26 protein-coding genes are annotated in these 23,333 nt (G+C 75.8%); 22 read left to right on the top strand and 4 right to left on the bottom strand.

From position 1 onward, the window contains the following. The first annotated feature begins 18 nt into the window (after positions 1 to 18). From ACI79F_RS00890 to ACI79F_RS00910, 5 genes are all read left to right on the top strand, one after another. Entirely contained in the window at positions 19 to 2,397 is a 2,379-nt protein-coding gene (locus tag ACI79F_RS00890) for a [protein-PII] uridylyltransferase (RefSeq protein ID WP_456543680.1), read from the top strand. An 81-nt stretch (positions 2,398 to 2,478) separates the two neighbouring features. Continuing rightward, on the top strand, positions 2,479 to 2,685 hold the full coding sequence (locus ACI79F_RS00895; RefSeq protein WP_456543679.1) for a hypothetical protein: 207 nt from the start codon (positions 2,479 to 2,481) through the stop codon (positions 2,683 to 2,685). Between the two features lie 130 nt (positions 2,686 to 2,815). After that, positions 2,816 to 4,375 (top strand): signal recognition particle protein, encoded by a 1,560-nt coding sequence (gene ffh / locus ACI79F_RS00900; protein ID WP_456543678.1) that lies wholly within the window; start codon positions 2,816 to 2,818, stop codon positions 4,373 to 4,375. A gap of 4 nt (positions 4,376 to 4,379) precedes the next feature. After that, positions 4,380 to 5,465, top strand: a complete 1,086-nt coding sequence (locus ACI79F_RS00905; RefSeq protein ID WP_456543677.1) for an amidohydrolase family protein — start codon at positions 4,380 to 4,382, stop codon at positions 5,463 to 5,465. A 65-nt stretch (positions 5,466 to 5,530) separates the two neighbouring features. Further along, positions 5,531 to 7,279: a proline--tRNA ligase gene (locus tag ACI79F_RS00910; RefSeq protein WP_456543676.1), complete on the top strand. Its 1,749-nt coding sequence runs from the start codon at positions 5,531 to 5,533 to the stop codon at positions 7,277 to 7,279. A 90-nt stretch (positions 7,280 to 7,369) separates the two neighbouring features. On the opposite strand, the gene ACI79F_RS00915 is transcribed toward ACI79F_RS00910, so the two are convergent. After that, a complete protein-coding gene (locus ACI79F_RS00915) occupies positions 7,370 to 7,786 on the bottom strand; it encodes a VOC family protein (RefSeq protein WP_456543675.1) in 417 nt (138 codons plus the stop codon). A 142-nt stretch (positions 7,787 to 7,928) separates the two neighbouring features. Between ACI79F_RS00915 and rpsP the strand changes: the two genes are divergently transcribed. The 14 genes from rpsP to dprA all read left to right on the top strand — a co-directional run bounded on the left by rpsP (position 7,929) and on the right by dprA (position 18,271). Beyond that, positions 7,929 to 8,381 (top strand): 30S ribosomal protein S16, encoded by a 453-nt coding sequence (gene rpsP, locus ACI79F_RS00920; protein ID WP_456543674.1) that lies wholly within the window; start codon positions 7,929 to 7,931, stop codon positions 8,379 to 8,381. A gap of 3 nt (positions 8,382 to 8,384) precedes the next feature. Continuing rightward, the gene (locus ACI79F_RS00925) at positions 8,385 to 8,621 is read left to right on the top strand and encodes an RNA-binding protein (RefSeq protein WP_456543673.1); all 237 of its coding nucleotides are present in this window, start codon (positions 8,385 to 8,387) and stop codon (positions 8,619 to 8,621) included. 12 nt (positions 8,622 to 8,633) lie between these two features. After that, on the top strand, positions 8,634 to 9,170 hold the full coding sequence (gene rimM / locus ACI79F_RS00930; protein ID WP_456543672.1) for a ribosome maturation factor RimM: 537 nt from the start codon (positions 8,634 to 8,636) through the stop codon (positions 9,168 to 9,170). Further along, a complete protein-coding gene (trmD, locus tag ACI79F_RS00935) occupies positions 9,167 to 9,907 on the top strand; it encodes a tRNA (guanosine(37)-N1)-methyltransferase TrmD (RefSeq protein WP_456543671.1) in 741 nt (246 codons plus the stop codon). The genes rimM and trmD overlap by 4 nt, the downstream gene beginning before the upstream one ends. Then, positions 9,904 to 10,425: an NUDIX hydrolase gene (locus ACI79F_RS00940; RefSeq protein WP_456543670.1), complete on the top strand. Its 522-nt coding sequence runs from the start codon at positions 9,904 to 9,906 to the stop codon at positions 10,423 to 10,425. The genes trmD and ACI79F_RS00940 overlap by 4 nt, the downstream gene beginning before the upstream one ends. 151 nt (positions 10,426 to 10,576) lie before the next feature. Then, the gene (gene rplS, locus ACI79F_RS00945) at positions 10,577 to 10,933 is read left to right on the top strand and encodes a 50S ribosomal protein L19 (RefSeq protein WP_456543669.1); all 357 of its coding nucleotides are present in this window, start codon (positions 10,577 to 10,579) and stop codon (positions 10,931 to 10,933) included. Between the two features lie 64 nt (positions 10,934 to 10,997). Then, complete coding sequence (lepB, locus tag ACI79F_RS00950) at positions 10,998 to 11,933, top strand: signal peptidase I (protein ID WP_456543668.1); 936 nt, start codon at positions 10,998 to 11,000, stop codon at positions 11,931 to 11,933. Positions 11,934 to 12,261: 328 nt separating this feature from the next. Further along, positions 12,262 to 12,969 carry a LuxR C-terminal-related transcriptional regulator gene (locus ACI79F_RS00955; protein WP_456543667.1) on the top strand — a complete coding sequence of 236 codons (708 nt, stop codon included), beginning with the start codon at positions 12,262 to 12,264 and terminating at the stop codon, positions 12,967 to 12,969. 179 nt (positions 12,970 to 13,148) lie between these two features. Further along, a complete protein-coding gene (locus tag ACI79F_RS00960) occupies positions 13,149 to 13,913 on the top strand; it encodes a ribonuclease HII (protein ID WP_456543666.1) in 765 nt (254 codons plus the stop codon). Further along, entirely contained in the window at positions 13,910 to 14,230 is a 321-nt protein-coding gene (locus tag ACI79F_RS00965; RefSeq protein WP_029432918.1) for a DUF2469 domain-containing protein, read from the top strand. Before ACI79F_RS00960 ends, ACI79F_RS00965 begins: the two co-directional genes overlap by 4 nt. A 222-nt stretch (positions 14,231 to 14,452) precedes the next feature. Next, a complete protein-coding gene (locus tag ACI79F_RS00970; protein ID WP_456543665.1) occupies positions 14,453 to 15,007 on the top strand; it encodes a calcium-binding protein in 555 nt (184 codons plus the stop codon). 119 nt (positions 15,008 to 15,126) lie between these two features. Beyond that, entirely contained in the window at positions 15,127 to 15,486 is a 360-nt protein-coding gene (locus ACI79F_RS00975; RefSeq protein WP_456543664.1) for a YraN family protein, read from the top strand. Continuing rightward, positions 15,483 to 17,003 (top strand): YifB family Mg chelatase-like AAA ATPase, encoded by a 1,521-nt coding sequence (locus tag ACI79F_RS00980; RefSeq protein WP_456543663.1) that lies wholly within the window; start codon positions 15,483 to 15,485, stop codon positions 17,001 to 17,003. The genes ACI79F_RS00975 and ACI79F_RS00980 overlap by 4 nt, the downstream gene beginning before the upstream one ends. Further along, complete coding sequence (dprA, locus tag ACI79F_RS00985) at positions 17,000 to 18,271, top strand: DNA-processing protein DprA (protein WP_456543662.1); 1,272 nt, start codon at positions 17,000 to 17,002, stop codon at positions 18,269 to 18,271. Before ACI79F_RS00980 ends, dprA begins: the two co-directional genes overlap by 4 nt. Here dprA and ACI79F_RS00990 read toward each other — a convergent pair. After that, positions 18,249 to 19,052 carry an acyl-CoA thioesterase gene (locus ACI79F_RS00990; RefSeq protein ID WP_456543661.1) on the bottom strand — a complete coding sequence of 268 codons (804 nt, stop codon included), beginning with the start codon at positions 19,050 to 19,052 and terminating at the stop codon, positions 18,249 to 18,251. The genes dprA and ACI79F_RS00990 overlap by 23 nt on opposite strands. A gap of 106 nt (positions 19,053 to 19,158) precedes the next feature. Here ACI79F_RS00990 and ACI79F_RS00995 point away from each other — a divergent pair, with 106 nt between their 5' ends. Continuing rightward, positions 19,159 to 20,094: a tyrosine recombinase XerC gene (locus tag ACI79F_RS00995; RefSeq protein ID WP_456543660.1), complete on the top strand. Its 936-nt coding sequence runs from the start codon at positions 19,159 to 19,161 to the stop codon at positions 20,092 to 20,094. A 31-nt stretch (positions 20,095 to 20,125) separates the two neighbouring features. Further along, on the top strand, positions 20,126 to 20,980 hold the full coding sequence (gene whiG, locus ACI79F_RS01000) for an RNA polymerase sigma factor WhiG (protein WP_456543659.1): 855 nt from the start codon (positions 20,126 to 20,128) through the stop codon (positions 20,978 to 20,980). A gap of 20 nt (positions 20,981 to 21,000) precedes the next feature. Here whiG and ACI79F_RS01005 read toward each other — a convergent pair whose 3' ends face one another. After that, positions 21,001 to 21,408: a nuclear transport factor 2 family protein gene (locus tag ACI79F_RS01005; RefSeq protein ID WP_456543658.1), complete on the bottom strand. Its 408-nt coding sequence runs from the start codon at positions 21,406 to 21,408 to the stop codon at positions 21,001 to 21,003. Positions 21,409 to 21,518: 110 nt separating this feature from the next. After that, the gene (locus tag ACI79F_RS01010) at positions 21,519 to 22,067 is read right to left on the bottom strand and encodes a murein hydrolase activator EnvC family protein (protein WP_456543657.1); all 549 of its coding nucleotides are present in this window, start codon (positions 22,065 to 22,067) and stop codon (positions 21,519 to 21,521) included. Positions 22,068 to 22,382: 315 nt separating this feature from the next. On the opposite strand from ACI79F_RS01010, the gene rpsB reads away from it, so the two are divergent. Next, positions 22,383 to 23,309 (top strand): 30S ribosomal protein S2, encoded by a 927-nt coding sequence (gene rpsB / locus ACI79F_RS01015; protein ID WP_456543656.1) that lies wholly within the window; start codon positions 22,383 to 22,385, stop codon positions 23,307 to 23,309. Positions 23,310 to 23,333 lie beyond the last annotated feature (24 nt).

Raw genomic sequence — 23,333 nt, forward strand, 5'->3', positions numbered from 1 at the left:
GACTCCGATGGGGGAGACGTGCTCGACACCGACGCGCTGGCCGCACTGCCACGGTCGCAGCGGGTGCAGGCCATCGACGCCTGGCTGGCCGGGCTGCTCGACGACGCGGTCGCGGGCACGCCCCCGCCGTCCCCGCGCCGCGGCGGCGCCGCGCCGCGCACCGGCACCGACGGGCTGGCCCTCGTGGCGGTCGGCAGCCTGGGCCGCCGCGAGCTGCCACCGCACGGCGACCTCGACCTGGTCCTCGTCCACGACGGCCGCCCCGAGATCGCCGCCCTGGCCGACGCCGTCTGGTACCCCGTCTGGGACGCCGGCCTCAAGCTGGACCACTCCGTGCGCTCGGTCGCCGAGGCGGTCGCCGTGGCCTCCTCCGACGTCAAAGCCGGGCTGGGGCTGCTCGACGTCCGGCTCGTCGCCGGCGACGCCGACCTCGCCGCCCGGCTGCGCACCGCCACCCGCGGCAGCTGGCGCCAGTCGGCGTCCCGGCTGCTGCCGCAGCTGCGGGACCTGCGCCGGGACCGCGCGCGCCGGGTGGGGGAGCTGGCCTTCCTGCTGGAGCCGGACCTGAAGGAGGCCTACGGCGGGCTGCGCGAGGGCCAGGTGCTGCGGGCGGTGGCCGCCGCCCAGCTCGCCGACGAGCCCTCCGCCGAGGCCGAGGAGGCCTACGCGCTGCTGCTCGACGTCCGCGACGAGCTGCGCCACCGGTCGGGCCGGGCCTCCGACGTCCTCGTCCGGCAGGAGCAGCGGCCGGTCGCCGCCGCGCTCGGGATGGCCGACGAGGACGCCCTGCTGCGCGCGGTGAGCCTCGCCGGGCGGCGGCTGGCCTTCGTGGCCGACGAGACCTGGCGGCGGGTGGAGGCCGGCCTGGTCCGCCGGCCCCGCGGCCGCCACCGCCGCGTGCACCGCGAGCCGCTGGCCGAGGGCGTCGTGCGGCAGGGCGACGAGGTCGTGCTGGCCCGCGACGCGCGGCCCGCCGCCGACCCCGGCCTGGTGCTGCGCGGCGCGGCCGCCGCGGCCCGCGCCGACCTGCTGCTCTCCCCGTACACGCTCAAGGTGCTCGCGGTGCACAGCCCGCCGGTGCCCGAGCCCTGGCCGGCCGAGGTCCGGTGGTCGTTCCTGCGGCTGCTGGCCAGCGGCCGCAGCGCGGTGCCGGTCCTCGAGCAGCTGGACCAGGAGGGGCTGCTGGTCCGGCTGCTGCCGGAGTGGGACCGCGTCCGGTCGCTGCCGCAGCGGCACCCGTGGCACCGGTTCACCGTGGACCGGCACCTGGTGGAGGCGGCCGCGGCGGCCGCCGAGCTCACCCGGGACGTCGACCGGCCCGACCTGCTGCTGGTCGGCGCGCTGCTGCACGACATCGGCAAGGGCTGGCCCGGCGACCACAGCGTGGTCGGCGAGCCGATCGGCGCCGCGATCGCCGAGCGGATGGGGTTCGCGCCGGCGGACGTGGCCACCATCGCCGCGATGGTGCGCCACCACCTGCTGCTGCCCGACACCGCCACCCGGCGCGACATCGACGACCCGGCCACGATCTCGCGGGTCGGGGAGACCCTCGGCGGCGACCCCGCGCTGCTGCAGCTGCTGCACGCGCTGGCGCAGGCCGACGGCGCGGCGACGAGCACGTCGGCGTGGTCGCCGTGGAAGGCCCACCTGGTCGCCGCCCTCGTCGCGCGGGTGCAGACCTCCCTGGGCGGTGTGGCGCGCGACCCGGAGCCGGTGCTGCACCCGACCCGGCCGCAGGTCACCGCCGCCTCGGCGGCCGACGCCGACGACGCGGTCACCGTCGGCATCGAGGACGTCGCCGACGGGCAGCAGATCACCGTCGGCGCCCCCGACCGCCCGGGCCTGTTCAGCGTGCTGGCCGGTGTGATGGCGCTCAACCAGCTCGACGTGCGCGCGGCCAAGGTCAACGTGCTCGACGGGCGGACGACGGCGGTCTTCGCGGTGCGGCCGCGCTTCGGGCGGGTGCCGGTCGCGACGATCCTGGCCGACGCCGTCCGCGCCGCGCTGGAGGGGACGCTGCCGCTGGCCGAGCGGCTGCGGCAGCGGGAGGCCGACTACCGGCAGGACGCCGGCCGCGCCGCTCCGCCGCGGATCTCCTGGCACGACTCGGAGGCCAGCGGGGAGCAGAACAGCATCGTCGAGGTCCGCGCCGGCGACCGCGCCGGGCTGCTGCACCGGCTCACCGCGGCGCTGGCGGGGGAGGGGCTGGACGTCACCTCCGCCCGCGTGGAGACCCTCGGCGCCGACGCCGCCGACTACTTCTACGTGTGCAACGCCACCCGCGAGCCGATCGACGCCGCGCAGCGGGCCCGGGTGGAGGCCGCCCTGGTCAGCGCCGCGCGCGGGACGCCGGAGCCGGTGCCCAGCGGGCGGGGGAGCGGGGACACGCCGGGCTGAGGTCCGCGGTCCTGTCGGAGGGTCGTGTTCTCCTCGGGCAGCGGGACGGAACGGTCCCGTCTGGTACGAGAGGAGTGCGTCGTGTCCACGTCCCTGGATGTGCAGAGCCGCGACTGGTCCTGCCCCGACTGCGGCGACGTCCGGACGTTCGTCCAGCCGCCGTGCGCGGACGGCCACACCGACGACGGCGGCGAGTGCCCCGAGTGGGTCTGCGCCGACTGCGGGGCGGCCCTGCTGGCCGGCCCCTCCCCGGTCGCGGTCGCCGTGACCGTGCGCCGGGCCGCCTGAGGTAAGGACCGGCCTTCCCCCCGCGCCTCGCACGCTCGGCGCGGGCCCCTGAAGGCCGGCCGGGCCCGGATACCCTGGGGGCAGGAGGCGCGGTGTGCCCGCGCCCGGAACTCTCCCCTGAGGACGGCTTGTGTTCGAGACCCTCTCCGACCGCCTGGACAAGGTCTTCACCGGTCTGCGCGGCAAGGGCCGGCTGACCGACGCCGACATCGACGCCACCGCGCGCGAGATCCGCATCGCGCTGCTGGAGGCCGACGTCGCGCTGCCGGTGGTGCGCGCCTTCATCACCGCGGTCAAGGAGCGGGCCCGCGGTGCCGACGTCTCCCAGGCGCTCAACCCGGCCCAGCAGGTCATCAAGATCGTCAACGAGGAGCTCATTCAGGTCCTCGGCGGCGAGACCCGGCGGCTGCGCTACGCCAAGACGTCGCCCACGGTGATCATGCTCGCCGGCCTCCAGGGCGCCGGTAAGACGACGCTGGCCGGCAAGCTCGGCACGTGGCTGAAGAGCCAGGGCCACACGCCGCTGCTCGTCGCCGCCGACCTCCAGCGCCCGAACGCGGTCAACCAGCTGGCCATCGTGGCCGGCCAGGCGGGCGTCGACGTCTACGCGCCCGAGCCGGGCAACGGCGTCGGCGACCCGATCAAGGTGGCCGCGGACTCGATCGACCACGCCCGCCGCACGATGCACGACGTCGTCGTCGTCGACACCGCCGGCCGGCTGGGCATCGACGCCGAGATGATGGCCCAGGCCGCCGGCATCCGGGACGTCGTCCACCCCGACGAGACCCTCTTCGTCGTCGACGCGATGATCGGCCAGGACGCGGTGACCACCGCCGAGGCCTTCCGCGACGGCGTCGGCTTCACCGGTGTCGTGCTGACCAAGCTCGACGGCGACGCCCGCGGTGGTGCCGCGCTGTCGGTCCGCTACGTGACCGGCCAGCCGATCATGTTCGCCTCCACGGGCGAGAAGCTCACCGACTTCGACGTCTTCCACCCCGAGCGGATGGCCTCGCGCATCCTCGGGATGGGCGACGTGCTCACCCTCATCGAGCAGGCCGAGCAGGCGTTCGACGCCGAGCAGGCCGAGCGGATGGCCGGCAAGCTCGCCTCCCGCGAGGGCTTCACCCTCGAGGACTTCCTCGAGCAGATGATGGCCATCCGCAAGATGGGCCCCATCGCCAACCTGCTGGGCATGCTGCCCGGCGCCGGGGCGATGAAGGACCAGCTCAAGCAGATCGACGACCGCGACCTCGACCGGACCGCGGCGATCATCCGCTCGATGACGCCGGAGGAGCGGGTCAACTCCAAGATCATCAACGCCTCGCGGCGGGTGCGCATCGCCAACGGCTCCGGCGTCAGCGTCACCGACGTGAACCAGCTGCTGGAGCGGTTCGCGCAGGCCCAGAAGATGATGGGCCAGATGGCCGGCAGCATGGGCCTGCCCGGCATGGGGCCCATGTCGAAGAAGGCCCGCGGCCGCCAGATGCAGGCGCAGTCGAAGAAGGGCAAGGGGAAGAAGGGCAAGGGCAAGGCCCCCGCCCGCCGGCCGATGGGCGGCGCCGGCCTGCCGCCCGGCGGCAACCCCTTCGGCGGCGGGATGCCGGGCGGCATGCCCAGCCTGCCCCCGGGCCAGGCGCTGCCGGACCTGTCCAAGCTGAACTTCGACCAGTTCAAGGACGGCGGGCGCTGACCAGGTGACGCCGCCCGCGCTGCACCTGTCGGGCGTCGTCCTCCCCGAGGGCGAGCACCGCGACCTGTGGGTCCGCGACGGGCGGATCACCGCCGAGCCGGTGCCCGGCGCCGAGACCGTCTCCCGCGGCGGCTTCGTGCTGCCCGGGCTGGTCGACGCGCACTGCCACGTGGGCATCGCCCGCGGCGGCGGGCCCGTGGAGACCCTCGAGGGCCTGCGCGCGCAGGCGCTGGCCGAGCGGGACGCCGGGGTCCTGGCGCTGCGCGACTGCGGCTCGCCGGTCGACACCCGCGCGCTGGACGACGAGCCGGACCTGCCGCGCATCGTCCGGGCCGGCCGGCACCTGGCCCGCACCCGCCGCTACCTGCCCGGGCTGGGCATCGAGCTCGAGCCGGAGGACCTGGTCGCCGAGGTGCGGGTGCAGGCCCGCCGCGGCGACGGCTGGGTGAAGCTGATCGGCGACTGGATCGACCGCTCGGTGGGCGACCTCGCGCCGGAGTGGCCGGCCGACGTGGTCGCCGCGGCGATCGCGGCCGCGCACGAGGAGGGGGCGCGGGTCACCGCGCACACCTTCGGCACCGACGCGCTGCCCGGCCTCATCCGGGCCGGCATCGACTGCGTCGAGCACGGCACCGGGCTGACCGAGGAGCTGGTCGGCGAGATGGCCGCGCGCGGCACCGCCGTCGTCCCCACGCTGGTCAACGTCGAGAACTTCCCCGGCTTCGCCGCGGCGGGGGAGAAGCGGTTCCCGGCCTACGCGTCGACGATGCGGCGGCTGTACGCGGGCTCCGGCGCCGTCGTCCGGGCGGCGTTCGAGGCCGGCGTCCCGGTGTTCGCCGGCACCGACGCCGGCGGCGGCATCGACCACGGCCGGGTCGCCGACGAGATCCGCGCGCTGGCCGCCGCGGGGCTGCCGGCCGAGGCCGCCCTGGCCGCCGGGTCCTGGGCGGCGCGGGACTGGCTCGGCCTGCCGAACGTCACCGACGGCGCCCCGGCCGACCTCGTGGTCTACGACGCCGACCCGCGGGCCGACCTCGACGTCCTGGCCCGCCCGGCGCTGACCGTGCTGCGCGGGCGGGTGTACCGCTAGGAGGTCGGGCGGACGGCGGGAAACCCGGGGGCGGACGGCGCGGGGCGCCTGGGAGGATCGGCGCCGTGCTCCTCCGGATGTCCTCCCTGTTCCTGCGCACACTCCGCGACGACCCGGCCGACGCGGAGGTGCCCAGCCACCGGCTGCTGGTCCGCGCCGGGTACATCCGCCGCGCCGCGCCCGGCGGCTTCACCTGGCTGCCGCTGGGCTACCGGGTGTTCCGCAACGTCGAGCGCGTCGTCCGCGAGGAGATGGACGCGATGGGCGCCCAGGAGGTGCACTTCCCGGCGCTGCTGCCGCGCGAGCCCTACGAGGCGACCAACCGGTGGACCGAGTACGGCCCCAACCTGTTCCGGTTGCAGGACCGCCGCGGCAACGACTTCCTCCTCGGCCCCACCCACGAGGAGATGTTCACGCTGCTGGTGAAGGACCTGTACTCGTCGTACAAGGACCTGCCCCTCTCGCTGTACCAGATCCAGACCAAGTACCGGGACGAGGCGCGGCCGCGGGCGGGGCTGTTCCGCGGCCGCGAGTTCACGATGAAGGACAGCTACTCCTTCGACGTCGACGACGCCGGGCTGGACAAGTCCTACGCCGCGCACCGCGACGCCTACATCCGGATCTTCGACCGGCTCGGCCTGGACTACGTGATCGTCTCGGCGATGTCCGGCGCGATGGGCGGCTCCCGGAGTGAGGAGTTCCTGCACCCCACCGAGATCGGCGAGGACACCTTCGTCCGCTCGGCCGGCGGCTACGCGGCCAACGTCGAGGCCGTCACGACCGTCGTCCCCGACGAGATCCCGCTGGAGGGGCTGCCGGCCGCGCACGTCGAGGACACCCCCGACACCCCGACCATCGAGACGCTGGTCACGGTGGCGCAGCAGCTGTTCCCCGACGCCGGGTACACCGCCGCCTCGACGCTGAAGAACGTCCTCGTGACGCTGGTGCACCCCGACGGCACGCGGGAGCCGGTCGCCATCGGCGTCCCCGGTGACCGGGAGGTCGACGCCAAGCGGCTGGAGGCCCAGGTCTCCCCGGCCGAGGTCGAGCCGTTCGCCGAGTTCGAGCAGCACCCGGCGCTGGTCAAGGGCTACATCGGCCCGCAGGTCCTCGGCGCCGACGGCGACTCCGGCATCCGCTACCTGGTCGACCCGCGGGTGGTGTCCGGCACGCGGTGGATCACCGGCGCCAACGAGCCCGGCAAGCACGTGTTCGACCTCGTCGCCGGCCGCGACTTCACCTGGGACGGCGTGGTCGAGGCCGCCGAGGTGCTGCCCGGCGACCCGGCGCCGGACGGCTCCGGGCCGCTGGAGCTGGCCCGCGGGGTGGAGATGGGCCACATCTTCCAGCTGGGCCGCAAGTACGCCGAGGCCCTCGACCTCAAGGTGCTGGACGAGAACGGCAAGCTCGTCACGGTCACGATGGGCTCCTACGGCATCGGCGTCTCCCGCGCGGTGGCGGCGATCGCCGAGTCCACGCACGACGAGCTCGGCCTGGTCTGGCCGCGCGAGATCGCGCCCGCCGACGTGCACGTGGTCGCCACCGGCAAGGACGCCGCCGTGTTCACCGCCGCCGAGGAGCTCGCCCAGGCGCTCGTCGCCGCCGGCCTCACCGTCCTCTACGACGACCGGCCGAAGGTGTCGCCCGGGGTGAAGTTCAAGGACGCCGAGCTGCTCGGCATGCCGACGATCGTCACCGTGGGCCGCGGGCTGGCCGAGGGCCTGGTCGAGCTGCGCGACCGGGCGACCGGCGAGCGCGAGGAGGTCCCGGTCGCCGAGGCGGCCGACCGGGTGCTCGCCGCCGTCCGCGGCTGACCCCGGCCACGATCAGGTGACCTGATCGTGGCGTGTCCTCCCTCACCGTGGACCGTGCGGGAGGACGCGCTGCGGTGAGGGAGGACGCCGTCAGTCCGGGTCGGCGACCAGTTCGACCTCGTAGCCGTCGCCGTCCTCCAGGTAGGCGGCGCGGTGCCCGGGACCGCCGGCGAACGGGTGCCGGTCGGCGAACAGCAGCCGCCACCCGTGGGCCGGCGCCTCGGCGACCAGCGCGTCGAGCTCGGCGGCCGTCCCGGCGTGCAGGGCCAGGTGGTTGAGCCCCGGCGCGCGGCGGTCGTGCCGGTCGCCGACCAGCGCGGGGGACTGCTCGACGACGACGTAGGCGTCCCCCCGCCGCCACGATCGGCCGTGCTCCCACGACTGGTGCGGCCGGGCCCCCAGGCGGGTCAGCAGCCACCCCCACGAGCGCTCGGCGCGGGCCAGGTCGGGCACCCACAGCTCGACGTGGTGCACCAGACCCCGGCTGGCTCGATCCCCGGTCGTCACGTCTGGCATCATGGACGGTCGAACACGGCCGTGTGCGGCCCTCTCACCGTGCCCGCCCGTGTCCCTGGCTCCGCCCCGGCGTACCCCACGCGTCCGTCCGGCGAGCACCGACAGACAGCGTTCGAGGAGAACACGAGCCACCGTGGCCACCAAGATCAAGCTCATGCGCCTGGGCAAGATGCGCGCCCCGTACTACCGGATCGTCGTCGCCGACTCGCGCACCAAGCGCGACGGCCGCTCGATCGAGACGATCGGCAAGTACCACCCGAAGGAGGACCCGTCCTTCATCGAGGTCGACAGCGAGCGGGCGCAGTACTGGCTGGGCGTCGGCGCGCAGCCGACCGAGGCCGTCGCCGCCATCCTCCGGGTCACCGGCGACTGGCAGAAGTTCAAGGGCGAGCCGGCCCCGGCGCCGATGAAGGTCGCCGCCCCCAAGCCGGACAAGAAGGCCCTCTACGAGGAGGCCGTCCGCAACTCCGGTGACGAGCCGGCCGCCGGCGCGACCACCCCGAAGAAGAAGGCCGCCCCGAAGGCCGACGCCCCCGCTGCCGACGCGGCCCCGGCCGACGCCGCCGCCGAGACGCCTGCCGAGTAAGACGTGGTCGAAGAGGCGCTCGAGCACCTGGTCAAGGGCATCGTCGACCACCCGGAGGACGTCCAGGTCGACCTGCTCACCAGCCGCCGGGGCAAGACCCTCGAGGTCCGGGTCCACCCCGACGACCTCGGCAAGGTCATCGGCCGCGGCGGACGCACCGCCAAGGCGCTGCGCACCGTCATGACCGGTGTCGGCGGCCGGGGCCTGCGGGTCGACGTCGTCGACACCGACGGGCGCTGAGCGCACCTCCCCTTGAGCACCACCCCCGACGACACCGTGGTGGTCGGCCGCATCGGCCGGCCCCACGGTGTCCGCGGTGAGGTCACCGTCGAGGTCCGCACCGACGACCCCGAGCTGCGCTTCGCCCCCGGCGCCGTCCTGCGCACCGAGCCCGCCGGCCGGGGGCCGCTGACCGTCGCCGGCCGGCGCTGGCACCGCGAGGTCCTGCTGCTGCGCCTGGAGGGCCCGGCCGGCCCGGTGGACAGCCGCGAGGACGCCGAGGACCTCCGCGACACCGAACTGCACGTGCCGGTGGCCGAGCTGCCCGAGCTCGACGACCCCGACACCTACTACGACCACCAGCTGGTCGGCCTCGCCGCGCGGCTGGCCGACGGGTCCCCGCTGGGCGAGGTCGTCGCCGTCCGCCACGAGGGCGCCGACCTGCTCGTCGTCCGCCGCCCCGACCGCGGCGACGCGCTGGTCCCCTTCGTGACCGCGATCGTGCCCACCGTCGACCTCGCCGGCGGGTTCCTCGTCGTGGACCCGCCCGAGGGGCTGCTGGACCTGTGACGCCGTACCGCATCGACGTCGTCACGATCTTCCCCGAGTACCTGGCGCCGCTGCGCCAGTCCCTGCTCGGCAAGGCCGCCGAGCGCGGCCTGGTCGCCATCGGCGTGCACGACCTGCGGACCTGGACCGACGACGTGCACCGCACCGTGGACGACGCCCCCTACGGCGGCGGGCCCGGCATGGTCATGCGCCCCGAGCCGTGGGCGCGGGCGCTGGAGGCGGTCCGCCCGCCGGGCACCCGGCTGGTCGTCCCCACCCCGGCCGGCCGGCCGTTCACCCAGGCCGTGGCCGCCGAGTGGGCGGCCGAGCCCGGCCTGGTCTTCGCCTGCGGCCGCTACGAGGGGATCGACCAGCGGGTCGCCGAGTGGGCCGCCGACGCCGGGCCGGTGTCGGAGGTCTCGATCGGCGACTACGTCCTGGCCGGCGGCGAGTCCGCGGTGCTGGTCATGGTGGAGGCGGTCACCCGGCTGCTGCCCGGCGTCGTCGGCAACCGGGAGTCGGTCGAGTTCGACTCGCACGCCGACGGGCTGCTCGAGGGACCCTCGTACACCCGGCCGGCGTCCTGGCGCGGCCGCGACGTCCCGCCCGTCCTGCTGTCGGGCGACCACGCCGCGATCGCCCGCTGGCGGCGCGCGGAGTCGCTGCGCCGCACCGCCGCCCGCCGTCCCGACCTGCTCGCCGCGCTGCCCGCCGACGCGCTGACCGACGCCGATCGCGCCGCGCTCGAGCGGCCGTGACGGAACTCGCCGGGTCCTCCCCGGACCGGCCCTGGGTGCGGCCGACGGCGCGGGTCGTCGTCCTGGACCGGGCCGGGCGGGTGCTGCTGCTCGGCGCCCGGCTGACCGGCCCCGACGAGGTGCCCGGCGACGTGCTGTTCTGGTACACGCCCGGCGGGGGAGTCGAGGACGGCGAGACGGTCCGCGAGGCCGCCGTCCGCGAGCTGGCCGAGGAGATCGGGCTGGTCGCCGACCCCGCCGACCTCGAGGGGCCGGTCTGGTTCCGCCGCCACCTCGGCGCGTTCGGCGGCGTCGAGATCGACTCGCGCGAGACGTTCTTCGTGCTCCGCGACGTCGAGCACACCGTCGACGCCTCCGGGCGCACCGAGCTCGAGGTGCTCGGCGACGAGCCGCACCGCTGGTGGACGGTCGAGGAGATCGCCGCCGGCGACGAGACCTTCGCCCCCGGCGACCTCGCCGACGCCCTGGCCGAGCTGCTGCGCGGCCCGCACCGGGGGCCGCCGCGCTTCGTGGCCTGAAGTCGTGGCAGAATGGCTAGCTGCTGCATGACCGTCGGCCTGGCCGATGGGGCTCCGCGCACGCCGGAGCCGCAGCTCCCCGGGACGGACAGCCGGGGTGCCCCGCTGTCCGACACCGCTGAGACCACCGCTAGAGCTGAGGAACGCCGCGATGAACACCCTGGACGCACTCGACGCCGACTCGTTGCGCGACGACATCCCCGAGTTCCGCCCCGGCGACACCGTCAAGGTGCACGTCCGCGTCGTCGAGGGCAACCGCTCGCGCATCCAGGTCTTCCAGGGCGTCGTCATCCGGCGCCAGGGTGGCGGGATCCGCGAGACCTTCACCGTCCGCAAGGTCAGCTTCGGCGTCGGCGTGGAGCGCACCTTCCCGGTGCACACCCCCGTCGTGGAGAAGATCGAGGTGCTGACCCGCGGTGACGTGCGCCGCGCCAAGCTGTACTACCTCCGCGAGCTGCGCGGCAAGGCCGCCAAGATCAAGGAGAAGCGCGAGACGGTCGCGCGCTGACACGCTGCGACGGCTCGACCTGCCTCGGCACGGCGGGTCTCCCGCGCCCGTACGCTGACTCCCGATGAGCAGCGACCGGCACGGGGGACCCGCCGACGTCGTCCCGGGGGACGACGGAGAGGACCGGCAGGAGACCCCCGCCGCGTCCGGGGGCAGACACGGCCGCCGCCGGGGCCGGCGTCGCCCCGAGCCGGGCAGGAAGCCCTCCCTGCTGCGGGAGCTGCCCGTGCTGCTGCTGGTGGCGTTCGTGCTGGCGCTGCTGGTCAAGACCTTCCTGGTGCAGGCCTTCTTCATCCCCTCCGGGTCGATGGAGACCACGCTGCACGGCTGCCCGGGGTGCACCGGTGACCGCGTGCTGGTGAACAAGGTGCCGTACTGGTTCGGCGAGCCCGAGCCCGGCGACATCGTCGTCTTCGAGGGGCCGGAGACCTGGTCGCCCGAGGTCGAGGTCGCCGAGCCGGGCAACTGGTTCTCCGGCGGCCTGCTGTGGCTGGGCCGGGCGATCGGCGTGGCCCCGCCCAGCGAGGACGACTACGTCAAGCGCGTCATCGCCGTCGGCGGGCAGACCGTCGAGTGCTGCGACCCCGAGGGCAACGTCGTCGTCGACGGGCAGCCGCTCGACGAGCCGTACATCTACCAGAACACCCCGCCGGAGACCCGGGCCTTCGGGCCGGTCACGGTCCCCGACGGCCGGCTGTGGGTGATGGGCGACCACCGCTCGGCGTCGGCGGACTCGCGCTCGCACAGCGACGACCAGTACGCGGGCACCATCGCCGTGGACGACGTCATCGGCAAGGCCGCGGTGATCGTCTGGCCGCTGAGCCGGTTCGGCACCCTCGACTCGCCCGACATCCAGGGCACCGAGGCCGCCGCGGCCCCGGTCACCGGCGCTGCCGCCGTGGCCGCGCCGCACGTCCTCGGCCTCGTGGGCGCCGTCCCGGTCGTGGCCTGGCGCCGCCGGCGCTCCCGGCGGCGGGCTGCCCGCCGTCCGGCGGCCTGAGCCGCCGCACCCGCTGCGCATCCCTCCCGCCCGCCCCGCGCGCGGGTCCGCCCGCCGCGGCTGCCCTCCGGACGCCCGGCGGGTCCCCGACCCCTGCCCGGGATCCCGCGTGCGCGCCCGCCGGGAAAATGACCGGGGAATGGTGCATCGCCATGTCGACAATCGAGAGCGGTGTTACGGATGTGCTCCGACGAAGCCGTTCCGGACCTTTCCGACAATGGCGGAAAAAATGTCGGGAAAGGTGTCAAGCAGTTCTCTCACCCGTCCGATGGATGGTGTGTAAGCACCACCCCGAACGTGTGAAACGGAGTCGACAGTGTCTGCACCCATGGCGAGCACCGCCCGCGGCGTGACCCGCGTGCTCATCCTCGCCGACGCCCCGGTCCTGCGCCGCGGGCTGGTCAGCATGATCAACGAGACCGCCGGGATGCAGTCGGTCGGCACCCCGGGCGAGCTGCGCCGGGCCCTGACCCTGGTCGAGACCGCCCGCCCCGACGCCGTCGTCGTCGAGCTGGGCTCGGGCCGCGCCGCCACCCTGGCCGCCTGCCGGGACCTGCGCCGCCGCTTCCCCCGGGTCGCGATCGTGGCCCTGGCCACCTCCGAGGACCCGGCCGTGGTCAACGAGGCCGTCGCCGCCGGCGTCCGCGGGTACCTGATGATCAACACCAGCCCGACCCTGCTCGGGTGGGCGATCCTCGCCGCCCGCGCCGGCCGCACCGTGGTCGACCCCCAGATCCGCCGGGTGGAGCCCTCCGCCCTGCCGGCCGCCAAGCCCTTCGCCCCGGAGGTGCCCCTCACCCGTCGCGAGTCCGACGTGCTCGACGAGCTCCTGCAGGGCCAGTCCAACCGGCAGATCGGCCGCAACCTGTTCATCAGCGAGGACACGGTCAAGAGCCACGTGAAGGCCATCCTGCGCAAGCTCGGCGCCCGCGACCGCGCCCACGCGGTCTCGCTGGTGCTCTCCTCCCGCGCGGCCGGGGGCGGCTGCACCTGCGGCGCCCACGCGGTCGTGCCCGCGGAGACCGCCGAGGTCTGACACGGACCCGCGCCGGTCCGGACGGTTCGCCTCCTCAGCGATCCGGCCCGGCGCCCGCGACCGGCAACCGGTCGCACCCGTCCACGAGCCGGCCCCTCCGACCCAGGGGGCCGGCTCGTGGCGCGTCGGCGTCCGGCCGACGGCTGCCCGTCGGCGGCCCGTCGTAGGGTCGGGACGCGATGGCCCTCCGTACCGCCCCCTCCCGTCCCGCGCCCGCGCCGGCCGGCCCGGACCCGGTCGCCGACGACGCGCTCTGGGACATGGAGCGCCGCCTGCGCCGCCGCGGCTTCTCCGCCGTCGCCGGCGCCGACGAGGCCGGCCGCGGCGCGTGTGCCGGGCCGCTGGTGGCCGCCGCGTGCGTGCTGCCGGCGGGCCGCCGGGGCCGCGTGCCCGGGCTCGCGGACTCCAAGCTGCTGACCGCGGCGGCGCGCGAGCGGGTGTACGAGGAGGTCGTCGACCGCGCCGTCGCCTGGTCGGTCGTGGTGATGCCCGTCCCCGACCTCGACGCCCGGGGCATGCACGTGACCAACATCGAGGCGCTGCGCCGGGCGGTGTGGCCGCTCGACCCGGGCGCGGACTACGTGCTCACCGACGGCTTCCCGGTCAGCGGCCTGGCCCGGCCCACGCTCGCGGTGTGGAAGGGCGACCGGGTCGCCGCCTGCGTCGCCGCCGCCTCCGTGCTGGCCAAGGTGACGCGGGACCGGATCATGCTCGACCTGCACGAACGGTGGCCGGAGTACGACTTCGCCGTCCACAAGGGCTACATCACCGACGCGCACAGCGCCGCCCTCGAGCGCCACGGCCCCTGCCCGGAGCACCGCCGGCGGTTCGTCAACGTGGCCCGGGCGGCCGAGGCACACGCCGGTCGGGCCTCCCGGCTGACCAGTTGCGCGCCGATGGTCGATGATGGGCCCATGCGCACCGTCTCCGGAGAGCCGCGATGAGCACCGAGGACCTGGAGAAGTACGAGACCGAGATGGAGCTGCAGCTCTATCGCGAGTACCGGGACATCGTCCGCCAGTTCACCTACGTGGTGGAGACCGAGCGGCGGTTCTACCTGGCCAACTCGGTCGACCTGCAGGTGCGCGAGGCCGGCGGCGAGGTCTTCTTCGAGCTGAAGCTGTCCGACGCGTGGGTGTGGGACATGTACCGGCCCGCGCGGTTCGTGCGGAACGTGCGCGTGCTGACGTTCAAGGACGTCAACGTCGAGGAGCTGGACAAGCCCGACCTCGAGCTGCCGGACGGGCCGCGCCTGCCCTGATCCGGGCGGGGGACGAACGACCCTGGGGCGCCCCGCGCCCGCTCCCTAGCGTCGCCCCCGCCGGGGGCTGACGAAGGGGGACGTCGTGCGTCTCGTGCGGGGCCTGCTCGGACTGCCGCTCCTGCTGGCCGTCGTCCTGGTACCTCGGGCCCGGCGGCCGCCGCGCCCGAGGTACCACCTGACTGCGCGGTCCCCCCGGACGTCGACCTCACGCAGTTCAACGTGGTCATCGGGACGGACCGCTCGGAGGTGCTCGTGGGCACCGACGGCCCCGACGCGATCTGCGCGCGCCTCGGCAACGACGTGATCCGGGCGCGGGGCGGGGACGACATCGTCCTCGGCGACACGACCACGTTCTTCGGCGACGTGCAGGCGGCCGGTGGCAACGACGTGATCTCGGCCGGGCCGGGGGACGACCAGGTGCTGTCCGGTCCCGGCAACGACGTCGTGGGCGGCGACGCGGGCGACGACTTCCTGGCCCTCGCCGTCGGCGACGACATCGGCCACGGGGGTGCCGGAGACGACGCCGTCCAGGGCGGCATCGGCCGCGACGTGCTCAACGCCGGCGCCGGCGCAGACACCGCCGCGGGTGGACCCGGGAACGACGTGGTCAACGGCGGCCCGGGCGACGACACCCTGTTCGGCGACATCCCGCCGGACTCCCCACCGCCGCCGCCCGGGGTCCCGGTCCCTCCGCCGGGGAACGACGTGTGCAACGGCGCCAGCGGCACCGACACCGCCGTGGGCTGCGAGATCACCGCGTCGATCGAGGGCTGACCGCCCAGCCTGTCGCGAGGCCCCGACCGCTCCCGCCGCCCCGTCCACAGCGCTCCCGGCTCTCCACAGCCGGGCCGGGCCGGTGGTGCCGGGGTCGCCGGACGCCGCACCGTCACCGGGTGCGAACGACGACGGAACTGGGCGAGCGCGGTGAGCGGATCGCCGCCCGCTACCTGACCGACCACGGCCTGCGGCTGCTGGACCGGAACTGGCGCTGCCGGGAGGGCGAGCTCGACATCGTGGCCCGCGACGGGGACGCGATCGTCTTCTGCGAGGTCAAGACCCGCCGCGAGGTCGGCTTCGGCCACCCCGTCGAGGCGGTCACCCCGGTCAAGCAGCGCCGGCTCCGCCTCCTCGCGCACCGCTGGCTCGCCGCGCACGACGAGCACGCCCCCGACCTGCGCTTCGACGTGGTCGGCGTGCTGGTGCCGCGCACCGGCCCGGCGGTCGTGACGCACCTGCCGGGGGCGTTCTCGTGAGCCTGGCGCGCACCTGGTCGGTCGGCCTGGCCGGCGTGGCCGGCGCGATGGTCGAGGTGGAGGTCGACATGTCGGCCGGCGTGCCCACCGTCGTCCTCGTCGGCCTGCCCGACGCGGTCGTCCGCCAGTCGGTCGACCGCGTCCGGGCGGCCGTGGTCAACGCCGGCGCCGCATGGCCGATGCGCCGCACGACGATCGGCCTGTCGCCGGCGTCCATGCCCAAGCAGGGCAGCGGGTTCGACCTCGCCCTGGCCGCCGGGGTGCTGGCGGCGGCCGAGGCCGTGCCCGCGGCCGCGGTGGCCGACCTCGTCCTCCTGGGCGAGCTGGGGCTCGACGGCACGGTCCGGGCGATCCGCGGGGTCCTGCCCGCGGTGCTGGCCGCGCGACGGGCGGGACACCGGCAGGTCGTCGTGCCGGAGGGCAACGCCGACGAGGCGGCGCTGGTCGAGGGGATCGCGGTGCTGCCGGTGGGGTCGCTGCGCGACCTGCTCGGCCACCTCGCCGGCCGCTCGGCGCTGCGCCCGCACGTGCGGGGGCCGCTCCCGGCCCCGCCGCCGGTCCCGGACCTCGCCGACGTCGTGGGCCAGGCGATCGGCCGGCGTGCGGTCGAGGTCGCCGCCGCCGGCGGCCACCACCTGTACCTGGCGGGGCCGCCCGGCGCGGGCAAGACGATGCTCGCGGAGCGGCTGCCCGGGGTCCTGCCACCGCTGGACGAGCAGGCGGCGCTCGAGGTGACCGCGATCCACTCCGTGGCGGGGACCCTGCCGCCGGGGGCGCCGCTGGTCTCCCGGCCGCCGTTCGAGGCGCCGCACCACTCGGCCACCATGGCCGCGCTGGTCGGCGGCGGGTCGGGCCTCATCCGGCCGGGCGCGCTCTGCCGGGCCCATCGCGGGGTCCTCTTCCTCGACGAGAGCCCGGAGTTCCCGCGGGCGGTCCTGGACACGCTGCGGCAGCCGCTCGAGCGCGGCTCGGTGACGATCTCCCGCGCCTCGGGCGCCGCGACGTTCCCCTGCCGGGCCCAGCTGGTGCTGGCCGCCAACCCCTGCCCGTGCGCGACGGCGGCGGGGGACTCCGCCTGCACGTGCAGCGCGCTGGAGCGGCGGCGCTACCAGTCGCGGCTGTCGGGCCCGCTGCTGGACCGCATCGACCTGCGCGTCGACCTGCCGCCGGTCACCCGCGCGGCCTGGCTGGACGGGACGGACCCTCCGGAGTCCTCGGCGGCCGTGGCCGCGCGGGTCGCCGCGGCCCGCGCGGCGGCCGCCGAGCGGTTGCGGGGCAGCGGCCTGACGCTCAACGCCCAGGTCCCGGGGCGGCTGCTGCGCGAGCGGTGGGTGGTGCCCCGGTCGGCCTCGGTGCTCGCCGAGCGGGCGCTGGAACACGGCGTCCTGTCGGTGCGCGGCTTCGACCGCGTGCTGCGGGTCGCCTGGACCCTCACCGACCTGGCCGGCCTGGCCGTGCCCGGGCGGGACCAGGTCGCCGAGGCACTGGGGATGCGGCTGCAGCGGGTGGCGGCGTGACCGCCGGCACGGACCTCGACGCGGACCTCGCGACCGGTGCGGGCGGGTCGCCGGCGGCCACCGCGGTGGTGCGCCGGGCGCGCGCCTGGCTCAGCCGGGCCGCCGAGCCCGGCAGCGTCGGCTTCTGGCGCTTCGTCGAGGAGGCCGGTCCGGTGGACGCGGTGCGCCGGCTACGGGCCGGGCGGGCCCCGGACGCGGTGCAGGCCCTGGTCGGCGTCCGCGCGCAGCAGGACGCCAGCCTCGTCGACCTACGCCGCGCCGAGCGCTGCGGTGCCCGCCTCGTCGTCCCGGAGGACGACGAGTGGCCGGCCCTGGCCCTGCACGCCCTCACCGTCGCCAGCGCCGAGCAGCCCGCCGGCTCCCGGGAGATGAGCGACCGCACCAAGGCGCCGGTGCCGCCCGTGGCGCTGTGGGTCCGCGGGCCCGGCCGGCTGGACGAGACCGTCGACCGGTCGGTCGCGCTGGTCGGCAGCCGCGCGTCCACGGCGTACGGGGAGCACGTGGCCGGCGACCTCGCGTACCGGCTGGGGGAGCGGGGCTGGACCACGGTCTCCGGCGGCGCCTACGGCATCGACGCGGCCGCGCACCGCGGAGCGCTGGCCGCCGGGGCGCCCACGGTCGCCGTGCTCGCCTGCGGCGTCGACCGGGTCTACCCGAGCGGCAACGGCGCGCTGCTGGAGCGCATCGCGCAGGACGGGCTGCTGGTCAGCGAGTGGCCGCCGGGCGCGGCGCCCCACCGGCACCGGTTCCTGGTCCGCAACCGGCTGATCGCCGCGCTCACCCGGGGCACGGTGGTCGTGGAGGCGGCCGCCCGGTCCGGGGCACAGGCCACGGCGCGCCGCGCCGGCCGGCTGGGCCGGCCGGTGATGGCCGTTCCCGGGCCCGTCACCTCGGCCATGAGCGTGGGCTGCCACGAGCTGGTCCGGGACGCCTCGCTGGGCGCCGTGCTCGTCTCCGGCGCGGCGCACGTGATCGAGGCGGTGGGCCGGCTGGGGGAGGACCTGGCCCCGGCGCCGGTGGTGCCCGCCGACGTCCGGGACGACCTCTCCGACCTCGCGGTGCGCGTGCTCGACGCCTGTCCGGTGCGCCGTGGGGTGAGCGTGGAGCGGCTGGCGGCGGTGGCCGGGTGCGGGGTGCTCGAGGCACTGCAGGTGCTGCCGGCGCTGGAGGTGGCCGGCCTGGTGGAGTGGACCGGCACCGGCTGGCGGCTGACGCCGCCCCCGAAGACCGACGACGGCGGGCGGGTCAGGAGCGGGGAGAGAAGGTGATGACCTCCTGCGCGAAGGAGGCCACGACGGAACCGTCGCGGGTGCGGACGGTCCCGTGCACCAGCCCGCGGTCGCCGCAGACGCGCGCCGGCTCGGCCGAGTACAGCAGCCACTCGCCGGCGTCGACCGGCCGGTGGAACCACAGCGTGTGGTCCATCGTGACGCCGCGGGTCTCCGGCGGCGGCGGGGACCCGGGCACCTGCGAGGCGGCGAACACCATGTAGTCCGACACGAACGCGACCACGGCGGCGTGCAGGCCGGGGTCGTCGGGGAGCGGCAGGTGCGGCCGCACCCAGTACGGGTGCAGCGCCGCGTACACGTCGGCCCCGGCGTCCACCCGATTGCCGCCCGCGGGGCGGAACTCGAACGGGTCCATGCCCATCAGCCGCACCTGGTCGGGCGCGATGTCCTCGGGGGGCGTGGGCACCGGCGGCTGCGGGGACTGCCAGTCGGGTCCCGGCCCGCCGGCGTGGAAGAGGGCGGTGAGCAGCAGCGGCGTGTTCCGGCCCTGCTCCACCGTCACCTGGCGGACCGCGCTGGACCGGCCGTCGCGGACCGCCCGCACGTCCAGGCGCAGCGGGGTGCCGAGCTCGCCGCCGGACGGGAACGCGGCCTGCACGCAGTGCGGCAGGAGCCCCGGCGCGACGGTCCGGGCGGCCGCGCGCACCGCGAGCGCCAGCGTGTACCCGCCGTACAGGTGACCGTCCACCACCGGCTCGTTCTCGAACGCGGCGTCCCCCCGCGGGTGGAGGCGGAGCAGCGCGTCGAAGTCGTGTGCCACAGCGGATCCCTACCACCGCCGCGGCCGCAGCCGGTGCCGACCGCGGTGGGCGGCGGACCGGCGCGCCCGCTTGACCCTGTCCCGGCGCCGACGGACCGTCGCTCCCGTGACCCGGTCGACGGCGGAGGTGCGCGCCGCGCTCCCGCCCGCACTCGCCGCCGTCCTCGACGACTACGAGGACCACCTGCGGGGCGCACGCGAGCTGTCCGCCCACACGGTGCGGGCCTACCTCGCCGACACGGTCGCCCTGCTCGACCACCTCGCCCGCCGCAGCGGCACCCGCGTCGACGACCTCGACCTGTCGGCCCTGCGCAGCTGGCTGGCCAAGGGCCGCACGACCGGCGACAGCCGCGCCACGACCGCCCGCCGCGCCGCGGCGGCCCGGGCGTTCACCCGCTGGCTGCGCCGCACCGGACTCACCCCGGAGGACGTCGGGCTGCGGCTGGTCAGCCCCAAGGCGCACCGGACGCTGCCCGACGTGCTGGCGCCCGACCAGGCCCGCGCCGTCGTGGAGTCGGCCGCCGGCGCCGAGGGCCCCCTCGCGCTCCGCGACGCCGCCGTCCTCGAGCTGCTGTACGCCAGCGGCATCCGCGTCAGCGAGCTCGTCGGCCTCGACGTCGACGACGTGGACCGCGGCCGCCGGCTCCTGCGGGTGCTGGGCAAGGGCCGCAAGGAGCGCAGCGTCCCCTACGGCGCTCCCGCCGAGCGGGCGCTGGACGCCTGGCTGACCCGGGGCCGGCCGGCGCTGGCCGGGGAGCGCTCCGGCCCGGCGCTGCTGCTGGGCGCCCGCGGCGGCCGGCTCGACCCGCGGGAGGCGCGGCGCGTCGTGCACGCGGCGGTCGCCGCGGCCCCCGGCGCACCGGACATCGGGCCGCACGGGCTGCGCCACTCGGCCGCCACGCACGTGCTCGAGGGCGGCGCGAACCTGCGCTCGGTCCAGGAGCTGCTGGGGCACGCTAGCCTCGCGACCACGCAGATCTACACGCACGTGACGGTGGAGCGGCTCCGCGCGGTGCACGCGCAGGCCCATCCACGCGCGTGACGGCGCCGGCGGCTGCCGATACTGGACTGCGATGCCCACCACGGGCCCGTCCCGGCGGCCCATGAGCGAGCGGGGGAGCCACACCGTGCCCGAGGCGACGATCGACGCGATCGACGAGTCGAACGAGGACACCGACGCGGCCATCGCCGCCCTGTGGCGCGACTACGTCGCCGACCGGGACCCCGCGCTGCGCGACCGGCTGATCCTGCACTACGCCCCGCTGGTCAAGTACGTCGCCGGCCGGGTCGGCTCGGGCCTGCCCGCACACGTCGAGCAGGCCGACCTGGCCTCCTACGGCACGTTCGGGCTGATCGACGCGATCACCCGCTACCAGCCCTCGCGCGAGGTCAAGTTCGAGAGCTACGCGATGGCCCGCATCCGCGGCGCGATCATCGACGAGCTGCGCACCACCGACTGGATCCCGCGCTCGGTCCGCAGCAAGGCCCGCCAGTTCGAGAAGACGGTCGCGGCCCTGGAGAGCCAGCTGCAGCGCAGCCCCACCGACGAGGAGGTGGCCGCCGCGATGGACATGGACGTCGAGGACGTCCGCAAGTTCCTCGGCCAGCTCTCCCTGGTCAACGTGGTGGCCCTCGACGAGCTGCTCACCGACGACGACGGCGGCGCGCCCCGTCTGGTGGACACGCTGCAGGACACCAGCGCCCTCGACCCGCAGGCGATGGCCGAGCACGGCGAGGCCCGCCAGCTGCTGGCCCGCGCCGTCGAGCAGCTGCCCGAGCGGGAGAAGGTCGTGGTCAGCCTCTACTACTTCGAGGGCCTGACCCTGGCCGACATCGGCCGCGTCCTCGGCGTCACCGAGAGCCGCATCTGCCAGCTGCACACCAAGGCCGTGCTGCACCTGCGCACGAAGCTCGCCGACATCGCCTGACGTCCCCGCGGTCCGGACGGCTAGAACGGGGGCTCGCCGCCCACGTGCGCGAAGGTCTTGTTGACGATGCGCCAGCTGCCCTCGATGCGGCACAGGGACAGGAAGTCGACGAAGGACACCGTGCCCCAGTAGCCCTCCTCGGCGACGGTCGCGGTGGCCACGTCGCCGAGCTGGGTGACCGAGAGGATCCTGCTCCGGTAGTTGCCGGTGTCGGCGGGCGCCTCGGCCGACATCGCGAGGAACTCCTCGAGGGCCACGTCGTACCGCACGCCGGCGAGCTCGCCGAACAACCGGGCGTCCGGGTGGAATGCCTCGCGCAGCTTGGCCACGTCACCCCTGGCCTCGCCGTCGAGGCACAGCTGCACGGTGGCCCGGATGGCGTCGTGGTCCTCGATCAGGGTCCCCGCAGTGGCCTCCAGCGTCGACATGGCGGACTCCTCCCTCGCTGCCGGGCACGACGGGACGATGCTGGGCTCGAGCCCGGACCGAGACCAGAGACGCACAGCCCTGCGCCGCCGCACGGCCGGGGCGCTCCCGCTCAGGCCGGCGGGAGCAGCCGCACCCGCGGCGGCGCGAGCAGCAGCAGCGGATCGAGGTAGGTCTCCCCGCGGCGCAGACCCCAGTGCAGGCACGCCGCGGCCGGACACCCTGCGTGGCCCGGCGCCAGGACGCCGATCGGGGATCCGCGGGCCACCGCCTGCCCGGCGCCCACGGTGGGGTCGACGGGCTCGTACGTCGTCCGCAGTCCGCCCGGGTGGTCGATGCTGACCACGGGCCGGCCGGCCACCGACCCGGCGAACGCGACGACGCCGTCGCCGACGGCGAGCACCGCCGCGCCCGGGCCGGCGGCGAGGTCCACGCCGCGGTGGCCGGGCCCGTAGGGCGACGCCGGCGCCTCGAACCGGCGCGTCACCTCGGCCCCGGGCAGCGGCGACGCCCAGAGGGCGCCTCCGGCCGGAGGCGCCGCAGCTGCCGCGGCCGCCGGAGCGCCGGCCGCCGGAGCCGGCGGGGCCGGAGCGGCAGCCGCCGGGACGGCCGCGACGAGACCGGCGACGAGCAGCAGCGCGGGCAGCAGGCGGGGCGGCACGCGGCCGACCGTGCCCCGGCGCCGGGCCGCCCGGCCCCGTGGAGCGCAGGCTGTGGACGCCGCCGGCCCGGTGGACGGCCCGGGAGGGCGCCCCGCGGGCGGGGCGTATGCTGTCCGGTGCGGCCCGCCCCGGTGGGTCGACTTCGCGCGTCCTCGCACCCCGCCGCTGCGCGGCGGGGTGGTCGCCACCTCGGTCCCCGCGGTCCTCCGCGGGGTGGTGTGGCGCCCGGACGCCAGGGCGGTGCACCACCCGGTGCCCGCGGCAACCGAGACAGCGCGGCCGCCGGGCGGCCGCGCGCACAGAGAGAGGCTGCGATGGCAGTCGTCAGCATGAAGCAGCTGCTCGACAGCGGCGTCCACTTCGGGCACCAGACCCGCCGCTGGAACCCGAAGATGAAGCGGTTCATCTTCACCGAGCGCAACGGCATCTACATCATCGACCTGCAGCAGACGCTCGGGTACATCGACAACGCCTACGAGTTCGTCAAGCAGACGGTCGCGCACGGCGGCTCGATCCTGTTCGTCGGCACCAAGCGCCAGGCGCAGGAGGTCGTGGCCGAGCAGGCGCAGCGCGTCGGCATGCCCTACGTCAACCAGCGCTGGCTGGGCGGCATGCTCACCAACTTCTCGACCGTCCACAAGCGGCTGCAGCGGCTCAAGGAGCTCGAGGACATGGAGCAGACCGGCGTGATGGCCGGCCTGTCCAAGAAGGAGCAGCTGGGCCTCACCCGCGAGAAGGCCAAGCTCGAGCGCAGCCTCGGCGGTATCCGCGACATGCAGAAGGTGCCCAGCGCCATCTGGATCGTGGACACCAAGAAGGAGCACATCGCCGTCGGCGAGGCGCGCAAGCTCAACATCCCGGTCGTCGCGATCCTCGACACCAACTGCGACCCCGACGAGGTCGACTACAAGATCCCGGGCAACGACGACGCGATCCGCAGCATCACCGTGCTGACCCGGGTCATCGCCGACGCCGTCGCCGAGGGCCTCATGGCCCGCTCGGCCGCGCAGGCCAACGCCGGCCGCGAGGACGGCGCCGAGCCGGTCATCGGTGGCGACGAGCCGCTGGCCGACTGGGAGCGCGAGCTGCTGACCGGCCAGACCGGCGAGGCGACCGCCACGGAGCTGCCCGAGACCCCGGCCGCCGCGCCGACCGTCACGGCCGACGAGGTCGCCCCGGTCGAGGGCGTGCCGGCCAGCGGTGACACCGAGACCGGCACCCAGGGCGCGCAGAACGGCTGATCCGGCCGGCGCCGCCCCGGGCCC

This window comes from Blastococcus sp. SYSU D00868, from assembly GCF_054050575.1.

Coding starts and splice junctions, on each gene's coding strand:
- rplS (WP_456543669.1), top strand. CDS start 10,577: ATGAACACCCTGGACGCACTCGACGCCGACTCGTTGCGCGACGACATC.
- rpsB (WP_456543656.1), top strand. CDS start 22,383: ATGGCAGTCGTCAGCATGAAGCAGCTGCTCGACAGCGGCGTCCACTTC.
- whiG (WP_456543659.1), top strand. CDS start 20,126: ATGCCCACCACGGGCCCGTCCCGGCGGCCCATGAGCGAGCGGGGGAGC.
- ACI79F_RS00960 (WP_456543666.1), top strand. CDS start 13,149: ATGGCCCTCCGTACCGCCCCCTCCCGTCCCGCGCCCGCGCCGGCCGGC.
- ACI79F_RS01005 (WP_456543658.1), bottom strand. CDS start 21,408: ATGTCGACGCTGGAGGCCACTGCGGGGACCCTGATCGAGGACCACGAC.
- lepB (WP_456543668.1), top strand. CDS start 10,998: ATGAGCAGCGACCGGCACGGGGGACCCGCCGACGTCGTCCCGGGGGAC.
- ACI79F_RS00965 (WP_029432918.1), top strand. CDS start 13,910: ATGAGCACCGAGGACCTGGAGAAGTACGAGACCGAGATGGAGCTGCAG.
- ACI79F_RS00955 (WP_456543667.1), top strand. CDS start 12,262: ATGGCGAGCACCGCCCGCGGCGTGACCCGCGTGCTCATCCTCGCCGAC.